The sequence below is a fragment of the Streptomyces sp. NPDC059564 genome (assembly GCF_042735575.1).
In the GTDB taxonomy this organism is placed as follows: Bacteria; Actinomycetota; Actinomycetes; order Streptomycetales; family Streptomycetaceae; genus Streptomyces.
In genome coordinates this window covers 1-24,686 of record NZ_JBHWBP010000004.1, presented here as the reverse complement: position 1 = coordinate 24,686, position 24,686 = coordinate 1, and the positions used below count along the sequence as shown (strand labels likewise).

Below are 24,686 nucleotides of genomic sequence, written 5' to 3'. Positions count from 1 at the left end.
CGTTCGGAGATGGGGACATCACATCGCCCTACTCGCGGCGTGGTGGAGGGCGGTTATCTGAGCGTGCTGACGACGGATCCGCCGCCGAAAGGACCGATCATGACCAGTCCCAGGGTGCCAACCACTGCGTGTGTCGGCGAGTACCTGGCACCGGCCGGTGTTGCACCTTTGCCAGGTTCTGCCTTCCGGTTCTTGGATCAGGTGCCGCTGCCTGCGCGGTTCCGCGATGCGGCGGAGGCCGTTGTCTGGTGCGCGCGGCCGTTCGGTCCCGGCTCGTTCCGCCCGGATGATGCCCGCTACGTGCAGGACATCCGCCGCTTCACGACGTCGCACATGCGTCGCTGGGGCATCGAGGAAGACGTAGTGTCGGCTGCCGAGCTGGTGGCGAGCGAGCTGATCACCAACGAACTCCGTCACGGCGCCAGCACCTCGATCCCTGTCCGGTTGATCGTCGGCTACGGCACGTTCACGCTGACGGTGACGGGTGGCGGTTCGTACGTGCCCAGGATCAAGGTGGCGGACCCCGATGACGTCAGCAGGCGAGGCCTCTTCCTGGTGGATCACCTCGCACGTGATCACCGGGGGTACTGGGGCGTCTCCACCGACGGCAGCACCTGGTGTGTCCTGGGCTCCGCCACCCTCCGGGAGTCGGCATGAGCCTCCCTGCCGCCGTCTTAGCCATGCCCCCGTGCGCACCGGCCCCCGATACCGCCGGCCTCGCCAGTGCGGTCCGCCGGCTCCTGCACCAGGAGGCCAGCGGTGAAGTGGAACTCCTTTTAGGTGCAGGGACTTTCGAGCTGGTCGTCACCGCTCGGGATCACCGCTCGGGTCACGCATTGGCTCTCATGGACATCTGGCAACCAGGCGGATGCGGACCCGTCGTCGACGATCCCGGGCGCCCATTTTGGTACTGGCTCGTCCCTCCCGGCACGGCGGCGCGTTGGGAGAGCGGCTTCAGCCGCTGCGTCGCCCGCGGTCGTGTGGCAATGCCACCGCTCGACCGAGTCCGGCCGCCCGGGCCGTTCTGGGTACGGCCCTGGGACCGTCATCGGCTGGTCGGGGCGGGGCTGCTCAGATCAGCGTTCGAGGCAGCCAACGCAGGCAAACCGGACCCTACGCGGCCCGGCAGGTGACTTCTGGCGGGCCGCGCAGGACCAGACGGGATTGCCCGTTGGTTCCCACTGTCCTTGCCCATCTGCCATCCATGCACCCGTGCTCCGTCCGGGCCAACGCGAACAACATCCCCAACAGACTGCCGCCCCCCTTCGGAGCGGGTTCAGCCAGAGAGGCATTCCTGTGGACCAAACCCCGGCCCCCGCCTGTCCTCACTCCCCCACGTGCCCGCAAGCCCAGGATGAATGTCGCGGGGAGGCTCGGATCATGGGTGCACACCCCGAGCAGGGCTGGAACCTGCTCTGCAACGGTGTCCTGGAATTCGAGGACACCGGACAGCTACTGCCCGACGGAACCATCGTCGCTCCGCACCGGCCGACCGGTGGGGAGAGGGTCGCAGCATGAGCGGCCGAGTACGACCCGCAGGTCAGGCTCTGTTGACCGATCGCGAGGTCCAGACCGTGGCACTGGCCGCCGAGGGCCTGAAGGCTCATTCGATCGCTCGCCGTCTGTTTGTCAGCAATGGAGCGGTGGTGTCGAGGCTGAAGTACGCCCGGCTGAAGACCGGCTCGGCGAGAACCACTGCTCTGATACACAACGCGTACGCCACGGGTCAGCTGCCCATACCGACCCCCGAACGGCCGGTGCCCCTGACCGAGGACCAGATACGGGTACTCGGCTACCTCTCGGAGGGGCTCACCGTCATCGACATGCAGGACCAGGTGCGGTGGCCCGAGGGGCGGCTGCGCGACGCCTACGCCGACCTACTGGCTGCCCTCAGCGCCACGGACAGGCCGGCGTACGCCATCAAGCGCGCTTGGGCCATGGGCCACCTGGGACCCGATGAACAGACCGTCTAGCACGGCAACGGCGTCCCAGCGCGGGTAAGCGGCCCGCTCAGCCTTCCACCGCGTACACGGGCACGGCACACCGGGTCGGACGCCTCCGATCGGACGAGCACCCCAATCACGAGGAGCGTACATGTCCAACCACCACGACTACCCGGGCCGGATCGGCGTCCTCTACGGCGGCGATTCCCCGGAGCGTCCCGGTTCCATCGCGAGCGCCGAGGCGGTCTTCAAGGCGCTGTCGGGTGCCGGCATGCGGGCGGAGATGATCGACTTGGGCGACCTGGGCGAGCTCGGCGCGACCTTGCGGGCGCGCATCGATGTCGCCCTGCTCGCCTGCCACGGCCTCGGCGGCGAGGACGGCAAGGTGCAGGGCCATCTGGAACAGCTCGGCATCCCGTACACCGGTTCGGGAGTCCTGGCCTCCGCGCTCGGCATGCACAAGCCGACGTTCAAGACCCTGCTCGCCGCTCTGAACATCGACACCCCGAAGTCCATCACCGTGCTGGCGGAGCACTCCGTGGAGAGCACCCTGACGACAGTCGAGCTGAACCTTGGGTACCCGGTGTTCGTCAAGCCGGCGGCTGGCGGCGGCAGCCTCGGAGCGGGAATCGCCCACAACGTCGAGGAGCTGGCCGGTCTGCTGCGGGCTCGGCGGGATCAGCCGTACGCCGAGTACATGGTCGAGGAGTACCTCGACGGAATCCCATGCACGGTGGGCATCCTTGACCAGGGTGGCCCCGTCGTATTGCCGCTGCTGACCTTCGAGACGGACCGCATGTTCTTCGACTACGAGGCGAAGCACGACCGGGGCCTTCGCCGCGAGACCTGCCCGGCCGCCTTGCCGGAGGACGTGGAGCAGCGGGTGACGGAAATCGCGCTGCGAGTGCACCGGCTGATCGGCGCCCACGGGGTGAGCCGGGTGGACTTCCTGATCTGTACGGACGGCCGGAGCCCTGTGCTGGAAGTGAACACGGTGCCAGGCCTGTCCGAGCAGGGGAATCTCGCGACGATGGCAGCAGCGGCAGGGGTGTCGTACATCGAGCTGATCAAGCGGATCCTGGACACGGCGTTCACCAAGGTCTCATATGTGCCGTGACGGCGGCAGAGTGGGTGCATGACCGTTGCCACGACCCATAATGTCCCCTACTTCTCACAGTGGGAGTCCGCCGCACTGGTGCCCGAGTTCGTCTCGGGGACTGCTTCGGCGGCCGCCGATCCTCTGTGGGAGTCCTCCGGTGCCGAGACGGCCGAGGAGTACGCCTTCTGGGCGCCCCGTATGTGCGGCATGGCGTGCCTGCGGATGGCGCTCGGCTACTTCGGGCAGCCTGTGCCCGCGTCGGTACCGCTGGTCCGTGAGGCGCTGGCCGCCGGAGCGTACGTCCGCGACGGCGACCAGGTCCAAGGGCTGATCTACGCCCCGTTCGCCGCCTGGGTGGCCTCCCAGTGGGGTCTGTTCGCCGAAGCCCGCCCGGAGCTCTCCGTTGAGGAGGTCGACGCCGAGATTTCGCGGGGGCGGCTCGTGCTGATGTCCGTACACAAAACCATCCGCACCCTCGACCCCCGGCCGGCACAGCGCGGCGGGCATCTGGTCCTCGCCGTGGGTTCCGGACCCGATCACATCACCGTCCACAACCCCTCCGGCTTCCCGGAGAAGTCACAGCAGTTCCACCAGATCCCCAGGGTGGACCTCGCCCGGTTCTTCGCCGGTCGGGGGGTCGTTCTGGGCCATACACAGTAGGAGCAACGTGATCCCCCTCCCCCTGCGTGAAGCGGCGCTCGTGACCGGCGGACAGCTCACCGGGACCGACGATCCCAACCCCTTGATCACCGGGCCGCTGGTCTTCGACTCGCGTGAGGTCACCCCCGGCAGCCTGTTCTGCTGTCTGCAGGGTAGGTCGACCGACGGGCACGACTTCGCCGCACGGGCGGTTGCGGCCGGTGCGGTCGCCGTACTCGCGAGCCAGCCCGTCGACGCGCCCGCCCTCGTGGTCCCAGACGTCCTCGACTCGATGGGCCGCATCGCCGCGCGGGTCGCCTCCGAGTTCACTGGCACGGTGATCGGGCTTACCGGGTCAGCGGGCAAGACCAGCACCAAGGACCTGCTGAAGTCCATTCTGGACCTGGACGGCCCGACCGTGGCGACCCCCAGGTCGTTCAACAACGAGATCGGTTTCCCCGTCACCGTCAGCCGGGTCGAGACGGGCAGCCGCTACCTTTTGTTGGAGATGGGCGCCCGGGGCCTCGGGCACATTGCCAGCCTGTGCGACATCGCCCGTCCCCGGATCGCGACCGTGTTGGGGGTAGGCTCGGCGCACATCGGCGAGTTCGGGTCCCGCGGGACTATCGCCCGGGCGAAGGCCGAGATCGTCCACGCCCTTCCCGTGCACGGCACCGCCGTCCTTAACGGCGACGACCCCCTGGTGGCGGCCATGGCTGGTGACACCGACGCCACCGTGGTCACCTTCGGCCTCGGCAAGGACTGCGATGTCCGGGCGGAAGAGGTGGTTATCCAGCACGACGGGCGCCCCCACTTCGTCCTCGCCCACGGCTCCGCCCGCAGGCATATCGAACTACGCGTCCACGGCCGCCACAATGTCCTCAACGCGCTGGCCGCAGCTGCCACGGCCATCGCCGCTGGCGTCCCCACAGACCGCATCGCCCAAGGCCTGCGCGAGGCCGAGATCTACAGCGGAGGACGCATGGAGGTCACCACCCGCGCGGACGGCGTCACCGTCATCAACGACGCGTTCAACGCCAGCCCCGAATCCGTGCTTGCGGCGCTCACCGCGCTCAGCGACATCGCCGGACCGACCCGCCGGAAGATCGCGGTGCTCGGCGAGATGGCCGAGCTGGGCAATGAGGCAGGTACCTGGCACGACCAGGTGGCCGAGCAGGTCGTCCGCCTCGGACCGGCCGAGGTGATCGGGATCGGAAGCGGGCACATGGACCGCATGCTGACGACCATCACGGCCGCCGGCCTCACCGCCGCCATGGCATCGGAGGGTGTCCCCCTCATCGAGGAGATCACGCGCGTGCTGAGGCCCGGCGACGTGGTCCTGGTCAAGGGCGCTAACGCCCTCGGGCTCGAAGCGGTCGCCCGCGAGCTGGCCGGCATGCCCACCCCGTAGGGCCCGAAGAAGTACGTGGCAAGCCCCGCTCGCCCCACCGGCAGCGGGGCTCAGCCATGTCCGGCATTGGCCCGAATGTCGGTCGGGGTCGGAAAGGAGTTGGGGGAGGCCGTCCAGGCCATGATGGGTGTGCACGGCAAGGAACCCGTGCGAAGGCACCTCGCACTCCTGGGACGACTCACAGAATGAGGCCGCGAGCCCTGCGATCACCGCACTCGTCGCGCTTGCCTGGATACGCCCCAACGACGCGGACTTATTCGTCGGCGTGTGCTGGCCGACACGTCGAGCCCGTTTCTCGTCCTGGTGCGGCCTGCCCTGTACGACGCCAAGGTGGTGGAGCTGCTCTGCACCCGCGGGCAGAAATGGGCAGAAGAGGAAACGTGCAGTGGACTGTCTGCTTCGGGACCTACAACGTGGTTCACGGGGACAGCGGATCCCCAGAAGGCTGGGGCCATCCCCAAGGACGACCACCACTCGAAGTCGTTCTACCGGCCGCCAACGCCCCGGACATGTTGAGGTCGTCCCCGGGCGACGGCCACGAACTCGTCGCCAACCGCAACGCCGTCGACCTGACATTGCGATCCTCGGCCGTCGCGAAGTCCGACCGCCGCACCCAGCGCAGGACCGGAATCCGACGCCCCCGAACAGTTGCGATCCTCGGTCGTCCCGAAGGGCGACCGCCACCGTCATCCACGCCGACGTCACCGACCTCACCCCGGAGTTGCGATCCTCGGTCATCCCGAGGGCCGACCGCAATCGCCGCGGGAGCGAGAGCGCGCAACGCGAAGCCGAAGAGTTGCGATCCTGGTCGCCCCGAAAGGCGACGGCCACAGCCTCGGTGCTGGCGCTCCCGACCCAACGAGAGGTTGCGAACCTGCCCCGAAGGGGCGACTTGCCACCACCACACCTTCCGACCTCAGCTCCTGGCAGGCTCGTGGGGTGCTCACGTAGCAGACGACAGTGGATGGTCCAAAGCCGCGCGGGCACACGCCTCGAACTCGCGAATCCGCTGCCAAGTTACGTCGGACAGACCGACTATGTCGGTCGGGCCGTTGCAGAGCACAGATTGTACGGAACGAGAGATCGCCAGAGGGTGACTTGGCGGATACACGCCGACCGCACAGGCCCAGGCGGTCATCGCACGCACCGCTTGGTGAGCGGCACGGGCCACGTCCTCAGGGCCCTCCACCAAGACCAGCGCCAGCGCCTTGCTCGTGGCCGGCCGCATCTCATCGACTCGCCGACACAGCTCCGCTGCTTCCGGCCCGACGTGGTCGTTAGGGACTGCGGCGAACGCTTGAACGGTGCCAATAGCCTCACCGTAGTCCACAGCGGCCTCCACGAAGGCTGCGTACGCCTGACGTCGACCGTCCCGGCGCCAGTGTTCGTGCTGTGAGCGGCGTTGCATGGTGCCATTCAGTCGCGCGGCTCCAAGAGCGCCCACCATGCCTGAGCAGGTGCCGACGATTGCCGCGAGAGCAGCCATGGTCCCTGGTTCCACAGTCTTTCCCCCCTTGAAAACGCCCTCTGTCACTGTGCGACGTAGGCAGCAACCCTTCCAGTTGCAGGAGACGGCGCGGATGCCGCGCTCCTGAGCGTTTCAGTTGGCACAGCCAGCCAACTGAAACGCTTGTTAACAACTAGGCCAGCCTCGCCATCGCGACTCCCGGGTGCGGGTCGCGATCCTCGACCGTCCCGAAAGACAACCGCCACCGCCGGCCGTCGGGTTTTCCAGGGCGAGGACTAAGCTGCGCCCCTCGGTCACCCCGAAGGATGACCGCCACAAGGACCTCATCCCAATTCCGCCAGACGCCCTCGTTGTTGCGGCCCTCGGCCGTCCCGAAGAACGACCGCCCACCCGGCCCCCCAGCGGTCTCGGTCCTGGACGCGGTGCTGTGAACCTCGGTCGCCCGGGGAGAGACCGCCACCCTGCCGTGTCCCCGAGGCCCTTCAACCCCCGGATGTTGCGATCCTCGATCGCCCCAGAGGGCGACCGCCACGCGCAGGTACGGCCGTCGTGATTGAGGTGCCGGACTGGTTGCGATCCTCGGTCGTCCCAAAGAGCGACTGCCACGGATAGAGGGTTGCCGTCCCCGCGCTGGCTCCGCAGGGTGTGATCCTTGGTCACCCCAGAGGGCGATCCACGCTCGGTCGCGATGTGCGCCTCTTGCCGCGTCTCGTTGCCATCCTCGGTCGTCCGACAGCGCGACCGCCACGACGTTGATGTTCGCCTGGTGCGTGTTGGCCCAGGTATTGGGACCCTCGGTCTTCCCGAAGGACGACCGACACTACAGTCCAGGTGGTGTCCGTCGTGTGGGCGTAGCGGTTGCGATCCTCGGTTGCCCCGGAGGGCGACCGCCACCGTGGACGCGTACTACGCCGGGGAGCTGGCCCTCCCATTGCAATTCTCGGTCACCCCGGAGAGCGACCGCCACTCGTCCTGCTGGCCACCGCCCTCGTTGTCGCGTACAAGTTGCGATCCTCAGTCGCCCCACGGAGCGCGATCGCCACTGCCATCACCCGGATCGGTCCAGGTGGCGGTGATGTCCTTGCGATCCTCGACCGCCCCAAAGGGACCGCCACCTCTGCTCGGCCGGATGGTTTTCGTCAGCGTGCTCCCCGTTGCGGTCCTCGACCGCCCCGAAGGGCGGCCCCCGCCCTTCTCGTCCGCGACGCCGGCCCCGATGTCCTTGACGTTGCAATCCGCGGTCGCCCCCGGGCAGCGACCGCCACTCGGTCGAGGCTGTATGCGACGCGCCGCAGCCCGCCGTTGCGAACCTCGGCCGCCCCCGGAAGCGACTGCCACGAAGCGCCCAGGGGAGGCCTGAGCATCGATCCAGATGTTGCGGTCCTCGGGTATCACCCTTGGCCTCTTGGTTGCAACCCTCGGCCGCCACGGGGAGCGACCGCCACCCTGGCGCCACCAGTGGAAAAGACGCCAGTCCGTGGGGTTGCGACCCTCGGCCGTCCCAAGGAACGACCGCCACGCCCCGGAGGAAGCCGACCGGGTTGATGTTGTGGGTATTTCTATCCTCAGTCGCCCCGGGGAGCGACCGCCGCTGCCACCACCGGGGCCGGTCCAGGTGGCGGTGGTGTCGTTACGATCCTCGGCCATCCCGAAGGGCGACCGCCACGTCGACAGGTGACGATAACCGCGATCCGGTCCGGCTCGTTGCGATCCTCGCTCGCCTCGGGGGACGACCGCCACCTGGTGCACCCCCGACGACATCGCCCTGGCATACGAGTTGCGATCCTCGGTCACCCCAGGGATCGACCGCCAGGTGTCGGCCACTCTGTCACTCGGAGCGGGGAGTGAGAGTGGTCAGGGTGACGCCGAGCGGGAGGTCGGTGTCGCAAATGTCGACGGTGCCGTAGTCGGAGAAGCTGCGTGCGCTGACGTCGTCGCGGGCTTTGACCGTGATCCGTTCGAACAGTTCGTGGGACGGTGCGCGGCCGAAGGCGTCGTCGTGGGTGAAGACGTAGAGGCCGCGGAGGGCGAGGTTGGCGCGTGCAGCGGCGCGGTCGTGTTCGAGCATGATCTGGAAGGCGCGCCAGAAGAGGGCGAGGTCGTCGGAGGTGACGCCGGTGCGGCGGGCGAGGGGTGCGCTGAAGTGTCCGGTGCCGCGGTACAGGGCGTAGGGCACGACGTGCTTGGAGCCCATTTCGGTTTCCTTGCCCTTGTTCTTGCTTTCGGTGTTCTCGGCGCGTTCGTGCCAGGCTTTGAGGTCTTCCTCCTTGGTGGGGGTGACGCGGGTGATGCCGATGTCGAGGGGGGTGATGCGGTCGATGGAGCGGGAGAATCCGATCTGTACGGGGCCTTGGACGCGTCCGGCCTGCTTGTCGCGTTTGCCGGTGGTCATGACGGCGCCGAACATGCGTACGTCGAAGAAGTTGCGGCACATCCATTCTTGTGCGGACTTCTGGTCGTGTGCGGAGCCGGTGGTGTAGGCGCGTTCGTGCTGGCTGTTGAGGGCGGTGCCGGCCTCGACGTAGATCTCGTATCCCTCGCGCGGTTCCATGGTGTTGATGAGGGCGACGGTGTTGCGGATCTTCCGCTTGATCGCGACGTCGGTGATGAGGCCGTGGCCGCTGACGGGGTCGGTGCGGGGCAGGCCGCCGTTGTCGGGGTCTCCGTTGGCGTTGGAGTCGACGGCTTCGATGAGGAAGACGAAGTCGTGCTTGCGGGCTGGGTCCAGGTGGGCGGCAGTCATGCGAGCGGCTCCTTGAACGTAATCTGGTTGGGGTCGGCGGGTGTCGCCGGTTCAGACGGAGGCGGGGTCCGGCACGGGTGCACCTTGGGCGGGGACGGCGGCTTGCTTGCGTTCCTTGGCGGCCTGCCTTTGTGTCATGTCGTCGTGGCGTTGGTGGGCGTAGCCGATGATGAAGCGGCCTTGCTGGACGTCGTTGAGGTGGCCGGGCAGGTCGTCGCCGACCTTGCTGTAGATCTCCAGGAGCCGCTTCTCCAGGGCGTATCCGGCGGCGGGCTTGTCGCGGCGCAGTCGCTTGAAGTGGGCTCCGGAGTCGGTGAACAGCCGGCGCAGGGTGATGCTGGGGGAGGCTACGGCGGCGCTGAAGTACTTGTCGCGCAGAGTGGTGTTGATGTCCGGGAGTGCCTGGTCCTGCACGGCTTCCAGGACGGCGAAGAGCCTGCCGCAGAGGTAGGCGGGATCGGTGCTGTCCTTGTCGAGTTGCGGCATCAGATGGTCCTGGGGGTCTGGTGAACGGTTGAGGAGCAGGCGCAGCAGTGCCAGGCGTGGTGAGTCGACGCGCTGGTCGGCGTGGACACGTTGCAGGAGGAGTGGCAGGGCTCGAGCCGGTGGTCGCTGGTGGTGCAGGGCGCTGTGCAGGAGCTCGGCTTCCAGGCCGTGTGGGGCACTGTCAGGGGCGTAACGTTCTCCTTGCCAGCGGCCGCAGCACAGTGCCAGTTGCCACAGGGGGTGGTAGCGGGTTCGTCCGGTCCATCCGTCCTGGACGCCGTGGTCGGCGTACCAGGCAGCCAGGTTCTTCTTCGCGTCGTGCAGGGGGACGTCGATCCAGTCGCGAACGACGAGGCGGGCGTTGTTCAGGCCGAGGGACAGCCCGTAGAAGGCGTCCGGTTGCGTCCGTTGCGCGGGGGTGGGGCTGGGTGTTGTGTTCATCGAGTTGATGAGGTTTTCGATGTCGGTGGGTTCCGGCCAGTCGTCGAAGAACATGGCGAGCGCGGAGTCGGGCTCGGCTTGCTTGGTCCACCACAGCAGGACCCCGTCGTCGCGGAAGCGACGCCTGTGACGGTCCGAGGCGAGGAGATGGTTCAGGACCGCCATCGCACGGCCGCCGCACAGGTGGCATACCGGGGTGTTCACCAACTGGGTCTGGCCTTCGCGTCCCTGGGCGGGGGCGTTGATGCTGATGAGCTGCCCTTCATTACTGCCGCCCCTGGTAGGGATGGCGCCCTTCTTGACGGGTTCCGGGATCGTGGCCAGCAGGGCCCGATGTTGCCCGCACACCAGGCACAGGCCCCTGCGCTCGGCGGTGCCGCCCTTACGGGCCCGTACCTCCTCGGCCCACAGGTGCTGCGCGGATCCGATCTGATGGAGCCAGCGGGTGCCGACCATGACCGCGACAGTGTCCTTCGCCTCGAGCTCGTCCGGCAGTTCGAGCTTGACTCGGCCAGCAGCGAAGAACGTCTTGGCGGCCTGGGCCCCGGGATCGTCGGTCGCGGAGGATGCCCAGCGCAGAGCGAGATCACGGTAGGCGTCGTGCCGGCGCAACACCTCATCCCTCTCCTTGTCCGTGACGTCGGCGTCCTTGGTCTTCTTCGGGACGCCAAGCACGAACTCGGCCGTGTCCACCAAGAGGTAGGGAGGCACCTTCGTCCCGGACCGCTGCACGTACGGCACCGGCATGGACAGCACCTGATCGCGCTGGCGCCCCGACACCTTGCGGTTGAGGACCTGCGCGCTTCCGCCATCCGCAGCGATGTCCAGGACCCAGTGGATCTGCTTCTCGCGGTAGAACTCGGCCGGCAGCTCACCGGCGATCCGGTCCCCGTACTCGGTCAATCGTTGCAGGAGCACCGATCAGCCCTCCAAGGCGTCGGCACGCCAGGCGGCCGACGGCATGGCGACTGCCTCGTCCGGCAGCGGTTCCTCGGGAATCTCCAGGACGCCGTCGATGACCGATGCGCGAAACCACCGGTACCGCTCCCCTTGCGGGCCGTATTCGATCGAGTGCAGCATCACCCCGAGTTCCTCGGTGAATCGCACCACCGACTCCTGGGTATCGGGTTTCCCGAACGAGGCTGCGAACTCCCTGCACCCCAGGAACGGCTGCGAGAAGCACGCACCCCGCTCGACCCGGCGACGCAACTGCTCGCGGAACTTCTCCTCCGATGCCGGCAGATGCTTCTGCGAACCGGCCAGACCTTCCCGCGTCACCACCATCTGCGCGTGGATGCGGTAGCGCACGTCCCGCAAAGCCAGCGTGCTGCGCTGGTCTCGGTCCTTCTCCACGTCATAGTGGTGACGCCGGTCCGCCTGGAGTTTTCGCACCTCCTGGGCGCTGATCACCGACTTCACCTCGTTGCGGCGCACCCGCAGCCAGCTCACCGGGCGTAACACCTCGATCTTCCGTACCACGTAACCAAACTGCGGCTTCCAGAAGATCGCCTCCAGCACGCCCCGGGCCGCGGAGGGGGTCATGACCTGATAGCTGACGCGTTCGGTCTTCAGCTCCGGCCGCGTAAAGCACGCCGTGTCCCCCCACACCTCCACCACGAGATCGGGGAAGGCCCAACCCTCGTTACCGCGCTTCGCCCTGCCGGACGCGGACACCGTCGCTCTCATCCGTCGCATCCCATCCCTGCCAGTCCACCCCGACCGGGCCCGTCCAACGACGAGCCCGAGAAGGGCACACGAAACCAACGGGGCATCAGATCACTGTCTGTCCCCTATTGATCCCGCACTGTAGGCGCCGCCACTGACACCGGACCGCTGAACGGGAATACCCGCTGATCGAGGGGGCTTTGGCTTTCCATCCGCCGAGCCGGAACCTGAAGTCGACCGGGCGGAAGGAGACAGCTGGAGGATCAACAACACCCCCTGGTCAAAAGGCATAGCCACCACGGTCCTCAGGAGTGTCCGCGTCCAGGCCGCGCACCGGGTCGTAGTGGCCGCGCCACACTACGAGGTCGCCAATCACCGGTTCGGCCAGGCCCGCGTTCAACGCCTTGGCGACTTCGTGGCGTGGGAGTGTCGCCGTGTGTGGCTGAAGTCGGCGCAGCAGCTCGGGGCCCGATGGGGAGGGGGCACGCAGAGAGGCGATGTCCGACTCGATGCGGTTCCCTTCCTCAGACGAGGTGTTCGGACGGATGACGATGACGGACTGCGCGTACTTGTTGTCAATCATCTGAAACTCGGCCGCGACCGTGGGAAAGTCCCACCGCTGGCGCGCTTCCTGAATCCTTACCCCCATGGTCCGTCCATCGGTGCCCTGTAGAGCCCAGCGTTTCTCGTAGTAGTGGTGCAGGACCTTCAGATCGTCCGGGTCCGCCTCGTCCGGTCCGAAGAACTCCGTGCTCGCCTCCATGGCCGCTCTGTACGACAAGTCCTTCGGCATCCCGCCGTCGGCCGGCCGGAACACCACGACGGTGCCTCCGTCCGGAAGTCGACCATCTCGATTGCAGCGGCCCGCCGCCTGCTGCAACGCCTCCGCCGGTGCCCACGCCCGGTACACCCGCGGGAAGTCCACGTCCACGCCCGCTTCGATCAACGACGTGGACACCACGTGCACCGGCCGCCCGGCCTCGAGCTCACCGCGCACATGCCGGATCACCTCCCGACGGTGCTCGGCCGTCATCCTCGTTGACAAGTGCCACACCGGTCCCGACACTCCTACGCCCCCATCCGCCCCGGACAGAAGACGGTGCAGCCGCGCCGAGTCCCGCGTCGTGTTCACGATCGTCAAGACCTGCTCCCCACCGTCACAGACGATGTCCCGCGCGATCGATTCCCATGTGACGTCCGGCCCCATGCGCCATTCGTAGTTGACCCGCCGCAGCACCTCAAACAGGCCGGTCACGTCCGCGACCATGCTGCGGCGCGGAAGCCCATCCAACTGCGCCAAAGACCAGAAGGAGGGTTGCGTCGCGGACGCCAGCACCACCGACGCCCCAAAGTGCTCCACCAGGTCCCGCAACGCACACAAGATCGGGATCAGCAGCCGGTCGGGAAGCGCCTGAACCTCGTCCAGCACGATGACCGACCCGGCCAGCCGATGCAGTTTGCGCATCACCGAGGGCTTCCGGGCGAACAACGACTCGAACAGCTGGACCGTCGTCGTAATCACCACTGGCGCGTCCCAGTTCTCGGCGGCCAAACGCGCCCAGGCACCCGCCTGGTCCTCCTCGTCCAGCGCCACCGAACTGTGGTGCTCGAGCACCACCGGCCCGCCGTCGTCACCGTCCGAGGGATCAAGCAGGCCCCGGTACACATCGGCGTTCTGCTGCGTGATGCTGATGTACGGAACGGCGAACACCACCCGTCCCAGCCCGTGCTCGGCCGCATGCCGCAACGCGAACCCGCCCGCAGCGATCGTCTTCGCACCGCCCGTCGGAACGTGCAGTACATACATGCCGGGCGCTCCCGAAGCCGCCGCCAACGCCTCCTCGTACACCCGTTGCCGCACACCGTCCACCGGCGAGGCCACCCGCCCGGTCAGCATCCGCGCCCGGCGCAGTTCGAATCGCTCCAGCAGCATCCGCATGTCCGCGGGCACGGCAACCCGAGGCTTTCCGCCCGCGAAATGCGCCGCGGTGTCGAGGTAGTCCGCATCGACCACGCAGCTGAACACCATCCGCGTGAACAGGTCCAGGGCCAGCGCGCGCCGACGCGGTGATTCAAGCCCAGCAAGCCAAGCCGGGGGCAGAATCCTGTCCTCCCGCACGATCTGCGGCACCAGTCGGACCACAGCTTCGGTCGCCTCCCGGGCACGCTCCGCATCCAGTCCAGCTCCCCCGAGTTCCGCCAGGACATTCTTCACAGCGTCCTGGTCCGGGAGTCCGCCGTGATGCCCCTGCACCACAGCGGCAAGCTGACGCCCCGCTGTTTGGGCGGCAAGAACCGTGCCCGCCTCCTTGTGTGGAATCCCGACCGGCTTCCCCAGCGGCTCGGCATGAGAGATCAAACGGTCCTGCCACGCACGACAGCCCTTCCCGACGTCATGAACCAACGCCAAGTAGCCGGCAACCTCCCCAGCCCCGAAGACGTCGGCGAAAGCCTCCGCCAGGGTGGCAGACCCACGCAGATGGTCCTCCAACCGGTGTCGGCACCCCGACAACACGCTGAGGCTGTGGGCGAGCAACTCACGCTCCGACAACGACCCCCCAAAGGCTCGAACCGTCGGCTTCCTCCGAAGCCGCCCCCTTAAGATGAACCACCAACCCACGCACCGTCTCCAAAAGACTCACGCAGCCTCAAGCAAGGCTCCATCCCGGCAAAAACGCGACGGCTTCGGAACCTCAAGCACACACGCGACACCCCCACCACACCGAGGGAAAATGTCCATCGTGGGCACATTTCGACTCCCGTACCCTCATCAAGAAGCCTTCTCTTGCAGTGACCCCGCAGCTCATACAGGGTGGCGGTCGTCCTTCGGGACGGCCGAGGATCGCAACTTCGGGGCTTCCAAGCGGAGGACCAGCCCGGTCTTGTGGCGGTCGTCCTTCGGGACGGCCGAGGATCGCAACACCGCATTCGGTGACCCGCAGGCAGCAATCGGGAAGGGTGGCGGTCGTCCTTCGGGACGGCCGAGGATCGCAACGTAGATGCCGGCCGCGTGACCTATGGCCTGGGCCGCCGTGGCGGTCGTCCTTCGGGACGGCCGAGGATCGCAACGTCGAGATCGACCTGACCGCGTAAGGAGGGCATGTCGTGGCGGTCGCCCTTCGGGACTGCCGAGGATCGCAACGTATCGACGGGGCTGTCCGTGTACTGGTGGAAGAGCCGTGGCGGTCGTCCTTCGGGACGGCCGAGGATCGCAACAACGTCTTGCGAGCGGGATGCGCCTGACGGTGCCTGTGGCGGTCGTCCTTCGGGACGGCCGAGGATCGCAACCATCGGCCAGTACGCGAGCGGCCCCAGCGTCGGCATGTGGCGGTCGTCCTTCGGGACGGTCGAGGATCGCAACGTCGTCATCCTGCCCTAGGCGGTGGCGGCATGACTCCGTGGCGGTCGTCACCCGGGACGGCCGAGGATCGCAACCCGTCCTGCACCTTGGTTAGGTACTCGATCAAGGCCGTGGCGGTCTTCTCCGGGAAGGCCGAGAATCGCAACTGGTGGGCGGTGGGCATGACCCTGCACAACCTGTGGTGGCGGTCGTCCTCTGAGACGGCCGAGGACCGCAACCGCTTCGGCGCGGGTCCGAATGGCGTTCGCCTTGGCGGGCGACGCTGCTCTGAGACTGCGGGCCGAAATGGGCAGAGGAGGAAACGTTCAATACGCCTCAGGGCTTTGGGGTACAGCGAAACCCCCGAGCATCGGCCGGACGGCGGGGGTTTCGTGCACACCTCTTGGAAAGTGTGATCCCAGTTTAACGGGGCGGGCGTGGCGGTCGCCGGGCGGCGGCGAGACGTCCCACTCGTACCCGTATTCTGCTATGGCAGACGAAGGAGAGAAAGGGGGCTGTCGTGGCGAAGCCGCTGGTGATGGGCCGCAAAGAGATTGCGAAGGTCTATCGGATCGCGGAGACGGCCGTCAGCGACCGCTGGGTTCCTGGTGGGGTGATCTCCTACGCGGATGCGGTAGTCGTGTCGGGGAAGCCGTACTGGCCCGGCGGCCTGGTCGTGGACTTGGCGTTGGCTCCGGGCAGTCGTGGCCGACAGCTGGATATGGGCCTGCTGGAGGAGCTGGAGCAGGAGCAGGGCGCGACGGTGCGTCCCATGAAGGCGGGCGAGCTTCCTGCGCTGGTCGGGCTGCAGGAGTACGCGGCGCTGTTCGGCGTCGACCAGGTCAAGGTGTCGCAGGCGCTGAAGAGCGCGAAGCAGCAGCTTCCGCCGCCGGACTACTCCTTGTCCGGGTCGCCGCTGTGGCTACTGGAGACGGTGTTGGTCGGCGCGGAGCACACGATGAGCGTGTCGGCGGAGGCGCGGCGGAACCCAGGCGAGTGGAAGCTGGACGAGGATCTCGCGCAGCAGTTGCGGGATGGGGTGTACGCGGGGCCGGGGTCGGCGTTCAAACCGCGGGGGAAGAAGGCTGCCGCGGAGAAGCCGAAGGCGTAGACGGTGCCGGTCGCCGATGGGTGTCTACCGGGCACGGCGCCTGGGGCGAACTCGCCCCGACTCGTTGGTACTTGAGAAGTGAGCGGCCATAGGCCCAGGTTGCGTCACCCCAAGCCTGTGGCCGTGATTGTTGGTTGACACCCCCACCATCAATAGTAGAATTTAGATATGAACGAGGGGGTGCAGTTGAACCACTGCGCTCGCGTGACGTAGAAATAGGCCGCTACCCAAACTTGGAGGGAATTATGACTCCCATGCAGCTAGAACTGCCGATGGCGCCACTGCGCCACCCGGACCGGGCCGGCGCGCCGCTTAGCATCCAGGACCGCTTCGAGGCGTTCCATCAGCTCAACCCCTGGATCCTCGGGAAGCTGGAGGGCATGACAGCAGACTGTGTCGACCGGGGGCTCAGGCGCGTGGGCATTGGAATGCTCTTCGAAGTCCTCCGCTACGAGTATGGACGCGCCACTCGGGGTGACACCTGGAAGCTGAACAACGACTACCGGTCGCGTTACGTGAGGCGCCTGGTCGAGCTGCACCCCGAATGGTCTTCGGTCTTCGAGACCCGGGGTCTCCGCAGTGCCTGAAATAGGCCACCACACATTCTCGCCATCTCCTGGAGTAGCCATGTCCACCGCACCCATCAAGCTCCGCACCCGGAAGCCGACCGGCATCACGCCCTGGCCGGTCGTCCTGCTCGAAGGCGAGCCGAAGGCGGGGAAGTCGCACACCGCCGCCGAGTTCACCGGCTCGGACAAGACCGGTCAGGCCTACTGGCTGGAGCTCGGCGAGGACACTGCCGACGAGTACGCGAACGTCCCCGGAGCGGACTACCTGCTCATTGACCACAACGGATCGTTCCGCGACATCCTCGGCCAGATCGAAGCTGTCCACGCCGAGGCCAAGCGGGCCGCGGCCGCCAAGGAGAAGCCCGTCGTTCTCGTCATCGACTCGGTGTCGATGCTCTGGCGCATGCTCGTGAACTGGACGAACGACCGGGCCCGGCGCTCGAACGCCGGGCAGAAGAAGCTGCGGCAGGACCCGGACGCCGAGGTCAAGCCGTCGATGAACCTGTGGAACGAGGCCTCGGAGCGGTGGAACCGGGTCATGTACCTGGTCCGCACGATGCCGGGCATCGTCGTGCTGCTGGCTCAGGGCAAGGAAGTCACGGCGGTGGACGGCAACGGCGATCCGATTCCGCGCACTACGGACTGGCGGGTCGAGGGGCACAAGTCTCTGGCGTTCGATGCGACCGTGTGGGTCCGCCTTCGCCGTGATGCTCAGCCGCAGATCGTCGGGGCCCGTTCGCTGAAATTCCAGGTGCCTCGTGACGGGAAGCCCCGGTATGCGCCGGGCCTGACCATCGAGCAGCTGGTATTCGGGCTGATGGGCTGCGAGATCCACAACCAGCCGAAGGCCACCCCGGAGCTGACGGGCGACCTCGCACAGGCGTGGCTGCCGAAGGTCGACAAGGCGGCCGCCGGCGGCGTGGAGGAGCTGAAGAAGCTGTGGAAGCAGGTCGAGGCAGACGAGGGCCTCAGCCGCGAAGAAGTCCTGGTGGTGCGCGCATCCATCGAGCACAGGGCCGTCGAGCTGCAGAACCCGAAGCCACTCGTGGATCCGACGAGCGACGCCGCCCGCCTGCGAGCCGCCGCCGCCGAGGACGGCAAGGAGCCGCCGGGCACGACCTTCGACGAAGCCGCCTGACCCTCCGCCACTTCTTCTCGCCGGGCTCGCCGCGACGGGCAGGCCCGGCGCACCTCTTGGAGCTTGTTCAATGACCACAACAGCAACACGGCCACGGCCCCGCACACCGATTTCCATATGGGAGGCCGCGCACGCCGCCGACGCTCGCCGGCCCCGATCCGTTCAGACCCAGCTCGGAGCTTCGGACACCATCTGCATGCGCCGCGCCGGATACATCCTGACGGGCACCGAGCGAACCAACACCCCGGACAAGAAGACCGCCATCCTCGGCACGTACATCCATACCGGGCTACTGGAGGACGCGCGGCGCGAGTATGGGTGGCTTGTCGAGCGGACCGTCCAGGACGACACGATCCGCGGACACATCGACGTCGTGCAGCTGGACGCGGCGACGGCCGCGCGGCTGCCGAAGCGGCACCGACCCAAGGTCGCGGCGCCAGTGCTGACGGTAGAGGACGTGAAGACGAAGTCGGGGCGGATCTGGGATCGGGTGGTGCGGTTCGGTCCGACTGCTGCCGAGATGCGCCAGGTCCTGCTGTACGCGAGCCTGCTGTGCACGGTCGGGTTCGCGGACATCCCCGGTCAGCGGTACCTGCACCGGCTCGGACCGGTCGAGGTGGGCTTGATCCGGTTCCGATTCGTCAACCGCGACACAGGCGAGGAGCACGTCCAGGAGTTCCCGTACGACCCGTGGCTGGCCGCCGAGGCGCGCTGGTGGGTGGACCGGGTCATCGAGGCAGAGAGTCCGGAGGAGCTTCGCCGTGACCACGATGGTCCGGAACTGTCCGCGATCTGCGACAACTGCGCTTTCCTCACGGCGTGCTGGCCCAATGCGGCACCGGGGACGCCCGCCCAGACCGCCCTCATCCACGACGACGAGGACCGGGCGAAGGCCCTGGCCCGCTACGTCCGCGCCCGCGAGCGCGGCAGGGAGGCGGACCAGGTGAAGAAGCTGGTCCGCGCCATGGTCGATGCCTCGCCGGAGGGCAACTACGGCCCCAACCATCTCGGGTGGGAGGGCGGCAAGGACAAGGAAGAGGCCGACGTCGAGGCCATGGTCGGCGCGTTCGAAGACGCCGACCTCGCCGTCCCGATGGTTCCTGACCAGGAGGCGATGATCCGCATCATGCGCCGCGCCGGCATGACTGTGCCGATGCGCAAGGCGCCGGGGAAGAAGTCGCCCCGTTCGATCAAGGTCTCGAAGGCCCATCCGGCCGCCTGATGGCACCGCTGGCAGCCCCGCACGTACCGCGCGGCCAAGCAAAACCCCAACGCGCCTAGTTTCACCGCTCATACGCCCTTGGAGGCTTCCCGTGACCATTCTTCGCCGCCACCTCAGCACCGGGTACACCGTGCTGCCGACGGCCACGCTCGAGGATGCGCGGTTGAGTTTCCGGGCGCGGGGCATTCTGGCGTACCTGCTGGCCAAGCCCGACACGTGGAAGGTCGCGGCTGACCGGATCTCCAAGGCGGGCAAGGAGGGCGTCGAGGCGGTGAGGACGGCGCTGCGGGAGCTGCGGGACGCTGGGTACTACCGGGTGGTGACTGAGCGGCGGGAGGACGGGACGTTCTTCAAGATCACGGAGGTGTACGACCAGGCGCAGGACTGGGCGGCGGCCGAGTTCCGGGAGTCGGAGGAGCGGCGGGTGGCCCGGCGGGCGAAGGCCGGGGGTGGGAATCCGGCCGGAACGAACTCTGGCGGTGAGACGGACTCCGAAACCGGGTTTTCGGGGTTCGGTTCTCCGGGGGCTGGATCTCCGGACCTTGGGTCTCCGGCCGTTGGTTCTCCGGGGCTTATAGGTAGTAACCAGAGCAAGTACTCAGAGAAGAACCCCCCAACCCCCGCAGCTGGCGCTACTGGGGAGACCGCTGCCGCAGCAGAGGAGACCCCGGCTGCGCCGGAGTCGGGGCGGTGCTTCGCCCACCCCGATGGTGGTGGACGCTCTTGCCGTGGCTGCGGGACGAGTCCTCGCCAGCAGAGGGCGGAGGAGGAGCAGGCGAGGAAGGAGGCAGCTCGGGCACGGGAGCGTGCCCGGGACGAGAGGGTGCTGAGCGAAGTCCGGTCCGATGGGGCGCCGTTGTCGTCGGTGGCCAGGGATGCGATCGCGGAGATGCGTGTGCGAACGCGGGCCGTCAAGGACGGCTGCCGTCGAGGCGAGGCCCCAGAGAAAAAAATAGGCCACGATCTTTCTGTATCCTGACGCGGTCACTTGCGTGACAGGTCAGCTTCGCGCTGACCGCCGTCCTGGAGCAAGTCCAGGGACAGGAGTTCACCGACTTCCGCATGCTCCAGCACAGCTGACCCTTCGACCGCCCGTAGCGGCCTAAAAATAGGCCGCTACGTATCTACGGAGTAGTTCATGAAGCATCCTGCCGCCCGGGCAGTCGGCACGGCGTTCACTGGCGACGGCATACGGATGACGGTCCGGGACTTCTTCACTCCGGCGCAGCTCGCCGAGTTCGTGGACCGGCCATACAACTACCAGCGCGCCCGGTGGGACGAACAGGCACTTCTGGACCCCGAGCGGCGGCTCCAGATGCGCCGCCTGCCCGGCGAGCCAGGGGTGGGCGCCCTGTGCACATGGGCCCCGGCGCTGCGCGGTTTCACCTACGAGGTCGAGGCGGCCACCGGGACCAGGTCCGGGCTTGCGGCCTGGGTGGACGCCTCGGACCTGATCGACCAGCGCCTGACGCCCGTGCGGTACGGGGCGCTTCGCCAGGCCGTGGACGCCGAGGCGGCGCACGAGCGGGCCTACCACCGCAGCCCCGCCCCCTTCCGCGATCCGGAGATGTGGCTCACCCACGCCTACCGGCTATGGGCACAAACAGCCGCCGGCCTGGCCCTGCGGGTGTCGGCGGCCAAGGAGGCCATCTTGCCCACACCCCACCCCCAGCCCGCCCTGTTCTGACCCGCCCGCCGAGGAGGCACCAGCCGTGATCAATTCGACCGCCACGACGACCTGGATGGAACTGGCGCCGTGCGTCGGCGTCGAGGACTTCGTCTTCAACCCGCCCCTTGCCCGCAAGTCGGCCAAGGAGCTCCGCGAGCTCAGCGAGCCCCTGGTGCGGACCTGCCTGGGCTGCCCGGTGCTCGCCGAGTGCTACGACCGCGTCCGCCCGCAGGGTTCTCAGTTCGACGGCGTGTGCTCCGCGCGGGTGTGGATCAACGGAAGGGTGGTCGCCTCGGCGGCAGCGGCGCCGGCCCTCCCGAAGGGGCTGCCCTCGCGGGCCGGCGTATGCGGGGAGAGCAGCGGCGTGAAGGGGCACCGACGCAACGGCGAACCGCTGTGCGGGCAGTGCCGCGTCACGGCGCAGCGCGCAGAGTCCCGCGCCGCCGGGGCTGCCACAATCCGCAAGCGCGGCGCGCTCAGCTCCCGCAAGGCCACGGCGGCCGCGGCCTAGATACGACCCACCGAGCCTGTGACCTGCGGGTTTACATTGACACCCCCTCTATTCATAGTAGAATCTCGATATAAGGAAGGGGGAAGCCCCATCCGAACAGCAGCCGGAAGGAAGCCCGTGAACAACATCCCGATCCCCGCCCCGATCACCGTCCTGCACGTCGCCCGGAATTACGCCATCACCGAGCAGCAGGCGGAGGTGGCACTCACCTGGGCTGCGGTCGACATGTCCGTCCAGTGGGCGGAGTTCGCCGTGGCCGCTGGCCTGGACGAGGCCGACGGTGCGGCGATGGACCGCTGGAGCCAGCAGTTCCCCGGCGTCCGCGGCGACGCGCTCGACGAGGCGGTCGCGAACGTCACGGCGGCCCCCACCCCCGTCCTTGATCCGGTCGACAGGCTGCTGGCCGAGGTTCGCCGCGCTCCCGCGCCCGCCCTATTCCGACCGGCGAGCCCGATGCGCACCAACCGCCGCCGAGTCCGCATCCACTGAGCGCAAGCCGTCCTGGTCCGCCCCGCCACCGGGGCGGCCCGCGCCATGCCGCCACCCGAAACACCACCTGGAGGACCTGATGGGCGCCACCACCTTCTTCGAAGTTGCCACCGGAGACAACGTCGGCAAAGCCTTCGAGGAGATCCGCAGCCAAGCCCTGCACGAGCACGGACACCGAGAAGGCACCGGCAGCATCGCCGAGAAGGGCGAATACGCCGTCATCGACGAACCTCGCCGATCCGAGGCCGCCGCCATCCGCCGGGCGAATGAGCTGATCTCCGCCTACGACCCCCGGATCGACGACAAATGGGGACCGGCGGGCGCCCTTCCGATCACTACATCCCAAGCCGAGAACGGCTGGCTGTTCTTCGGCTGGGCCAACGACTGAGCCACCCGGCGCGCCCGCTCGGGCGTCCGCCCACACCTCTTGGACTCGGAAGAACCACATGTCTTTCAAGCACCTGCCGCTCCTCGGAACGGCGGAGATCATCGCAACCCTGAACCTGAGCAACGCGCAGACCCAGAACGCCGCCGCCCTGGCACACACGGTCGCCCGCCGCGCATGGTCGCGCCGGCCGGGCCACAAGCACAGCCAGGACTACGCCGAGTTCGCCGCCGCGATACCGGCCTGCAGTTGGCTGACGATGTTCGAGGTCGGCGCGCTCCTCCAGCTCGGCCGCCGCCGCGAAGCCGACAACCTGATGATCGCGGCCCGCCTTGTACACCAGGCCCGCGCTCACGGCAGCGCCCACCAGTGATCGTCACACCGCGCAGTATCGCCTCCCTTGGCCTCCACGGCCTCTACGCACACGAGGAGTTCTACAACTCCCGCAGTACCAGGCAGGGGCGCCGGGCGCTGAAGAAGCGCGAGCGCCGTCGCCTACGCCAAGCCATCGATGAGCAGCTCACCAACACCACACCCGCCACCCCCGAAATCGAGCAGCCCATGACCTCCGGCCGCACAGGCCGCCGCCTCCTACTACCCCGAATGGAGTCAGATGTGCTCGACCTGTACATGACCCACACCGCCCTGATCACGGCAGCCAAGCTCCTGCGCGTACCGTCCGAGCGCCGCACCCCTCTCGAACTCGCCAAGGACGGCGGACTGCTGGAGCTGTGGGAGCAGACCGGGCCGGAGACGCGCCGGACTCTGCTCCTCCAGGCCGCGTGGGAGGCGCGCGGCACGTTCCTCGGCGAGGCCGATGGCGATGCCCTCCGCTACGCCGCATTCCTGGCGGAAGCCGCGGACTCCGCCGCTCGGGGCGGCATGACCCAGCGGGGCGACTTCGCGCACCTCATCAGCCCGCACTTCCTAGTCGCCCAGTCCCTGGCCTTCGACCGGGAGGACCTGGAGACGTCTCTCGTCGCCACGCTGACCCTCGCGGTCCACATGACCTCCGGGTGGCCGGCATGAACGCCGGATCCCGCGTGTGGCTGCGCCAGGAGGACGGCGAGAACGTCCGCGACCAGGACGGGGACACCGTGTCCTTCCTCGTGACCGAGGTCCAGGCCCACCGCTGGGGAACGCTCTGCGAGCTCGCCGCCGACGACCCCGTCATCCACATCCTCTACGCCGGCTGGCACCCCGTCGGCCGACTCATCCAGATCTGACAGAAGGGCACGACCATGACCATCAAGATCACCCACACCCGTCGCGAAGGGACCCTCATCGAGGGCACTGCCCGCGGCGACGGCTCCGCCGACATCCTCAAGCAGCGCCGATGGGGCGCAACCCTCCGGCAGCCCGCCAAGTGGTCGCGGACGCTGGGATGCTGGTACCTGCCGTTCTCGCGAGACAAGGCCACCTACCGGCCGAACCTGGAGCAGCTCGCCGCGCTCCTCCGTGAGAAGGGCTTCGAGGTGACGCTGACGGTCGACGAGTCCGACCGGCGCACTTTCGCGGAGCAGGAAGAGGACCGCAGCGAGCGGGCCGCCGACCGCTCCGAGCGGTTCTCCGGGTATGCCGACAATGCAGCCTCCCGCTCTGACGCGGCCTATGCCGGTGCGCACCGGATCGCGGATGGCATCCCGATGGGGCAGCCGATCCTGCTCGGGCACCACTCCCAGAGGAGCGCCGAGCAGGACCGCGACCGCATCGACAACGGGATGCGCAAGTCGATACGCGAGGGAGAGAAGGCGTCGTACTGGTCGAGCAGGGCTGCGGCCGCCGAGGGGTACGAGAAGTTCAGGAAGAACCCCGGGGTGACTCTGCGCCGGATCGCGAAACTGGAGGCCGACCTCCGCGCCGTGGAGAAGTGGCAGCAGGGCAAGAGCGCGAAGGGATTCACGCGCAACCCCGATGACCCGGAGCTGGCCCGCATGCATGCGGAGCTGGCGGAGGAGATCGCCTACTGGCAGGGCGTGATCAAGGAGGCCGAGGCGAAGGGCTTCAAGGTGTGGTCGAAGAAGGACTTCACCAAGGGGGACTTCGTCCTGCACCGAGGCCGGTACTTCGAAGTGCTGCGGGTCAACGCCAAGTCCGTAACCATCCCGCACATCCACAACGGCATCGGAGAGCGCGTCGTACGAGCCGAGGGCAACAGGCTCGACTGGACGTGGACGGTGCCGTACGACGACGTCAGCGGACGGAAATCCCCGCAGGGGATGGCGGAATACCTGAACCAGTCGGCCGCGTAGGAGGGGGGCCGTGGGGTTGAGTTGGCTTGACCCGACCCTCATGCATAGTAGAATTTAGATATGAGGTGAGGGGGGTGGCCTTCCGACACCACCCTCACCGCCTCC

23 protein-coding genes and 1 CRISPR repeat array are annotated in these 24,686 nt (G+C 67.7%); of the genes, 19 read left to right on the top strand and 4 right to left on the bottom strand.

Translation table 11 applies throughout. The features are described 5' to 3' along the window. Positions 1–39 precede the first annotated feature (39 nt). The 6 genes from ACFV0Q_RS01990 (at position 40) to murF (ending at position 5,092) form a co-directional block, all read left to right on the top strand. The gene (locus ACFV0Q_RS01990) at positions 40–657 is read left to right on the top strand and encodes an ATP-binding protein (RefSeq protein WP_384998982.1); all 618 of its coding nucleotides are present in this window, start codon (positions 40–42) and stop codon (positions 655–657) included. A 639-nt stretch (positions 658–1,296) separates the two neighbouring features. Further along, positions 1,297–1,518 (top strand): DUF5999 family protein, encoded by a 222-nt coding sequence (locus tag ACFV0Q_RS01985; protein ID WP_384998980.1) that lies wholly within the window; start codon positions 1,297–1,299, stop codon positions 1,516–1,518. Between the two features lie 128 nt (positions 1,519–1,646). Beyond that, on the top strand, positions 1,647–1,973 hold the full coding sequence (locus tag ACFV0Q_RS01980) for a hypothetical protein (protein ID WP_384998977.1): 327 nt from the start codon (positions 1,647–1,649) through the stop codon (positions 1,971–1,973). Positions 1,974–2,094: 121 nt separating this feature from the next. Further along, positions 2,095–3,060, top strand: a complete 966-nt coding sequence (locus ACFV0Q_RS01975) for a D-alanine--D-alanine ligase (protein WP_384998974.1) — start codon at positions 2,095–2,097, stop codon at positions 3,058–3,060. 18 nt (positions 3,061–3,078) lie between these two features. Next, positions 3,079–3,702, top strand: coding sequence for a C39 family peptidase (locus ACFV0Q_RS01970; protein ID WP_384998971.1), 624 nt, complete (start codon positions 3,079–3,081; stop codon positions 3,700–3,702). A 7-nt stretch (positions 3,703–3,709) separates the two neighbouring features. Next, positions 3,710–5,092, top strand: coding sequence for a UDP-N-acetylmuramoyl-tripeptide--D-alanyl-D-alanine ligase (gene murF, locus ACFV0Q_RS01965; RefSeq protein WP_384998968.1), 1,383 nt, complete (start codon positions 3,710–3,712; stop codon positions 5,090–5,092). A 3,296-nt stretch (positions 5,093–8,388) separates the two neighbouring features. On the opposite strand, the gene cas7c is transcribed toward murF, so the two are convergent. From cas7c to ACFV0Q_RS01945, 4 genes are all read right to left on the bottom strand, one after another. Then, entirely contained in the window at positions 8,389–9,303 is a 915-nt protein-coding gene (gene cas7c, locus ACFV0Q_RS01960; protein WP_384998965.1) for a type I-C CRISPR-associated protein Cas7/Csd2, read from the bottom strand. A 51-nt stretch (positions 9,304–9,354) separates the two neighbouring features. Further along, the gene (gene cas8c, locus ACFV0Q_RS01955; RefSeq protein ID WP_384998962.1) at positions 9,355–11,148 is read right to left on the bottom strand and encodes a type I-C CRISPR-associated protein Cas8c/Csd1; all 1,794 of its coding nucleotides are present in this window, start codon (positions 11,146–11,148) and stop codon (positions 9,355–9,357) included. Positions 11,149–11,151: 3 nt separating this feature from the next. Further along, positions 11,152–11,904 carry a type I-C CRISPR-associated protein Cas5c gene (gene cas5c, locus ACFV0Q_RS01950; RefSeq protein WP_384998959.1) on the bottom strand — a complete coding sequence of 251 codons (753 nt, stop codon included), beginning with the start codon at positions 11,902–11,904 and terminating at the stop codon, positions 11,152–11,154. Between the two features lie 271 nt (positions 11,905–12,175). After that, on the bottom strand, positions 12,176–14,515 hold the full coding sequence (locus tag ACFV0Q_RS01945; protein ID WP_384998957.1) for a CRISPR-associated endonuclease Cas3'': 2,340 nt from the start codon (positions 14,513–14,515) through the stop codon (positions 12,176–12,178). A 192-nt stretch (positions 14,516–14,707) separates the two neighbouring features. Then, positions 14,708–15,474: a CRISPR direct-repeat array (repeat unit 37 nt; unit sequence GTGGCGGTCGTCCTTCGGGACGGCCGAGGATCGCAAC). A gap of 281 nt (positions 15,475–15,755) precedes the next feature. Here ACFV0Q_RS01945 and ACFV0Q_RS01940 point away from each other — a divergent pair. The 13 genes from ACFV0Q_RS01940 to ACFV0Q_RS01880 all read left to right on the top strand — a co-directional run bounded on the left by ACFV0Q_RS01940 (position 15,756) and on the right by ACFV0Q_RS01880 (position 24,581). Then, entirely contained in the window at positions 15,756–16,346 is a 591-nt protein-coding gene (locus tag ACFV0Q_RS01940; protein ID WP_384998954.1) for a hypothetical protein, read from the top strand. 254 nt (positions 16,347–16,600) lie between these two features. Continuing rightward, positions 16,601–16,933 (top strand): hypothetical protein, encoded by a 333-nt coding sequence (locus ACFV0Q_RS01935; protein WP_384998951.1) that lies wholly within the window; start codon positions 16,601–16,603, stop codon positions 16,931–16,933. A 40-nt stretch (positions 16,934–16,973) separates the two neighbouring features. Continuing rightward, complete coding sequence (locus tag ACFV0Q_RS01930) at positions 16,974–18,053, top strand: AAA family ATPase (RefSeq protein ID WP_384998948.1); 1,080 nt, start codon at positions 16,974–16,976, stop codon at positions 18,051–18,053. A 196-nt stretch (positions 18,054–18,249) separates the two neighbouring features. Next, entirely contained in the window at positions 18,250–19,275 is a 1,026-nt protein-coding gene (locus ACFV0Q_RS01925; RefSeq protein WP_384998945.1) for a hypothetical protein, read from the top strand. A gap of 91 nt (positions 19,276–19,366) precedes the next feature. Further along, on the top strand, positions 19,367–20,254 hold the full coding sequence (locus ACFV0Q_RS01920) for a hypothetical protein (protein WP_384998942.1): 888 nt from the start codon (positions 19,367–19,369) through the stop codon (positions 20,252–20,254). Positions 20,255–20,413: 159 nt separating this feature from the next. Next, positions 20,414–20,962 carry a hypothetical protein gene (locus ACFV0Q_RS01915; RefSeq protein ID WP_384998939.1) on the top strand — a complete coding sequence of 183 codons (549 nt, stop codon included), beginning with the start codon at positions 20,414–20,416 and terminating at the stop codon, positions 20,960–20,962. A 25-nt stretch (positions 20,963–20,987) separates the two neighbouring features. Then, a complete protein-coding gene (locus ACFV0Q_RS01910; RefSeq protein ID WP_384998936.1) occupies positions 20,988–21,455 on the top strand; it encodes a hypothetical protein in 468 nt (155 codons plus the stop codon). A gap of 117 nt (positions 21,456–21,572) precedes the next feature. Beyond that, positions 21,573–21,944 (top strand): hypothetical protein, encoded by a 372-nt coding sequence (locus ACFV0Q_RS01905; protein WP_384998933.1) that lies wholly within the window; start codon positions 21,573–21,575, stop codon positions 21,942–21,944. A 79-nt stretch (positions 21,945–22,023) separates the two neighbouring features. Beyond that, positions 22,024–22,332, top strand: a complete 309-nt coding sequence (locus ACFV0Q_RS01900; protein ID WP_384998930.1) for a hypothetical protein — start codon at positions 22,024–22,026, stop codon at positions 22,330–22,332. A 58-nt stretch (positions 22,333–22,390) separates the two neighbouring features. Next, positions 22,391–22,702 carry a hypothetical protein gene (locus tag ACFV0Q_RS01895; RefSeq protein ID WP_384998927.1) on the top strand — a complete coding sequence of 104 codons (312 nt, stop codon included), beginning with the start codon at positions 22,391–22,393 and terminating at the stop codon, positions 22,700–22,702. 230 nt (positions 22,703–22,932) lie between these two features. After that, positions 22,933–23,358 (top strand): hypothetical protein, encoded by a 426-nt coding sequence (locus ACFV0Q_RS01890; RefSeq protein WP_384998924.1) that lies wholly within the window; start codon positions 22,933–22,935, stop codon positions 23,356–23,358. Then, positions 23,355–23,555 (top strand): hypothetical protein, encoded by a 201-nt coding sequence (locus ACFV0Q_RS01885; RefSeq protein WP_384998921.1) that lies wholly within the window; start codon positions 23,355–23,357, stop codon positions 23,553–23,555. The genes ACFV0Q_RS01890 and ACFV0Q_RS01885 overlap by 4 nt, the downstream gene beginning before the upstream one ends. 15 nt (positions 23,556–23,570) lie before the next feature. After that, on the top strand, positions 23,571–24,581 hold the full coding sequence (locus ACFV0Q_RS01880; RefSeq protein WP_384998918.1) for a DUF3560 domain-containing protein: 1,011 nt from the start codon (positions 23,571–23,573) through the stop codon (positions 24,579–24,581). Positions 24,582–24,686: the final 105 nt, after the last annotated feature.

What these genes read in the sequence shown, in the direction of transcription:
- ACFV0Q_RS01975 (WP_384998974.1), top strand. Translation starts at nt 2,095, where the DNA reads ATGTCCAACCACCACGACTACCCGGGCCGGATCGGCGTCCTCTACGGC.
- ACFV0Q_RS01970 (WP_384998971.1), top strand. Translation starts at nt 3,079, where the DNA reads ATGACCGTTGCCACGACCCATAATGTCCCCTACTTCTCACAGTGGGAG.
- cas7c (WP_384998965.1), bottom strand. Translation starts at nt 9,303, where the DNA reads ATGACTGCCGCCCACCTGGACCCAGCCCGCAAGCACGACTTCGTCTTC.
- ACFV0Q_RS01935 (WP_384998951.1), top strand. Translation starts at nt 16,601, where the DNA reads ATGCAGCTAGAACTGCCGATGGCGCCACTGCGCCACCCGGACCGGGCC.
- ACFV0Q_RS01930 (WP_384998948.1), top strand. Translation starts at nt 16,974, where the DNA reads ATGTCCACCGCACCCATCAAGCTCCGCACCCGGAAGCCGACCGGCATC.
- ACFV0Q_RS01925 (WP_384998945.1), top strand. Translation starts at nt 18,250, where the DNA reads ATGCGCCGCGCCGGATACATCCTGACGGGCACCGAGCGAACCAACACC.
- ACFV0Q_RS01915 (WP_384998939.1), top strand. Translation starts at nt 20,414, where the DNA reads ATGAAGCATCCTGCCGCCCGGGCAGTCGGCACGGCGTTCACTGGCGAC.
- ACFV0Q_RS01900 (WP_384998930.1), top strand. Translation starts at nt 22,024, where the DNA reads ATGGGCGCCACCACCTTCTTCGAAGTTGCCACCGGAGACAACGTCGGC.
- ACFV0Q_RS01895 (WP_384998927.1), top strand. Translation starts at nt 22,391, where the DNA reads ATGTCTTTCAAGCACCTGCCGCTCCTCGGAACGGCGGAGATCATCGCA.
- ACFV0Q_RS01890 (WP_384998924.1), top strand. Translation starts at nt 22,933, where the DNA reads ATGGAGTCAGATGTGCTCGACCTGTACATGACCCACACCGCCCTGATC.
- ACFV0Q_RS01885 (WP_384998921.1), top strand. Translation starts at nt 23,355, where the DNA reads ATGAACGCCGGATCCCGCGTGTGGCTGCGCCAGGAGGACGGCGAGAAC.
- ACFV0Q_RS01880 (WP_384998918.1), top strand. Translation starts at nt 23,571, where the DNA reads ATGACCATCAAGATCACCCACACCCGTCGCGAAGGGACCCTCATCGAG.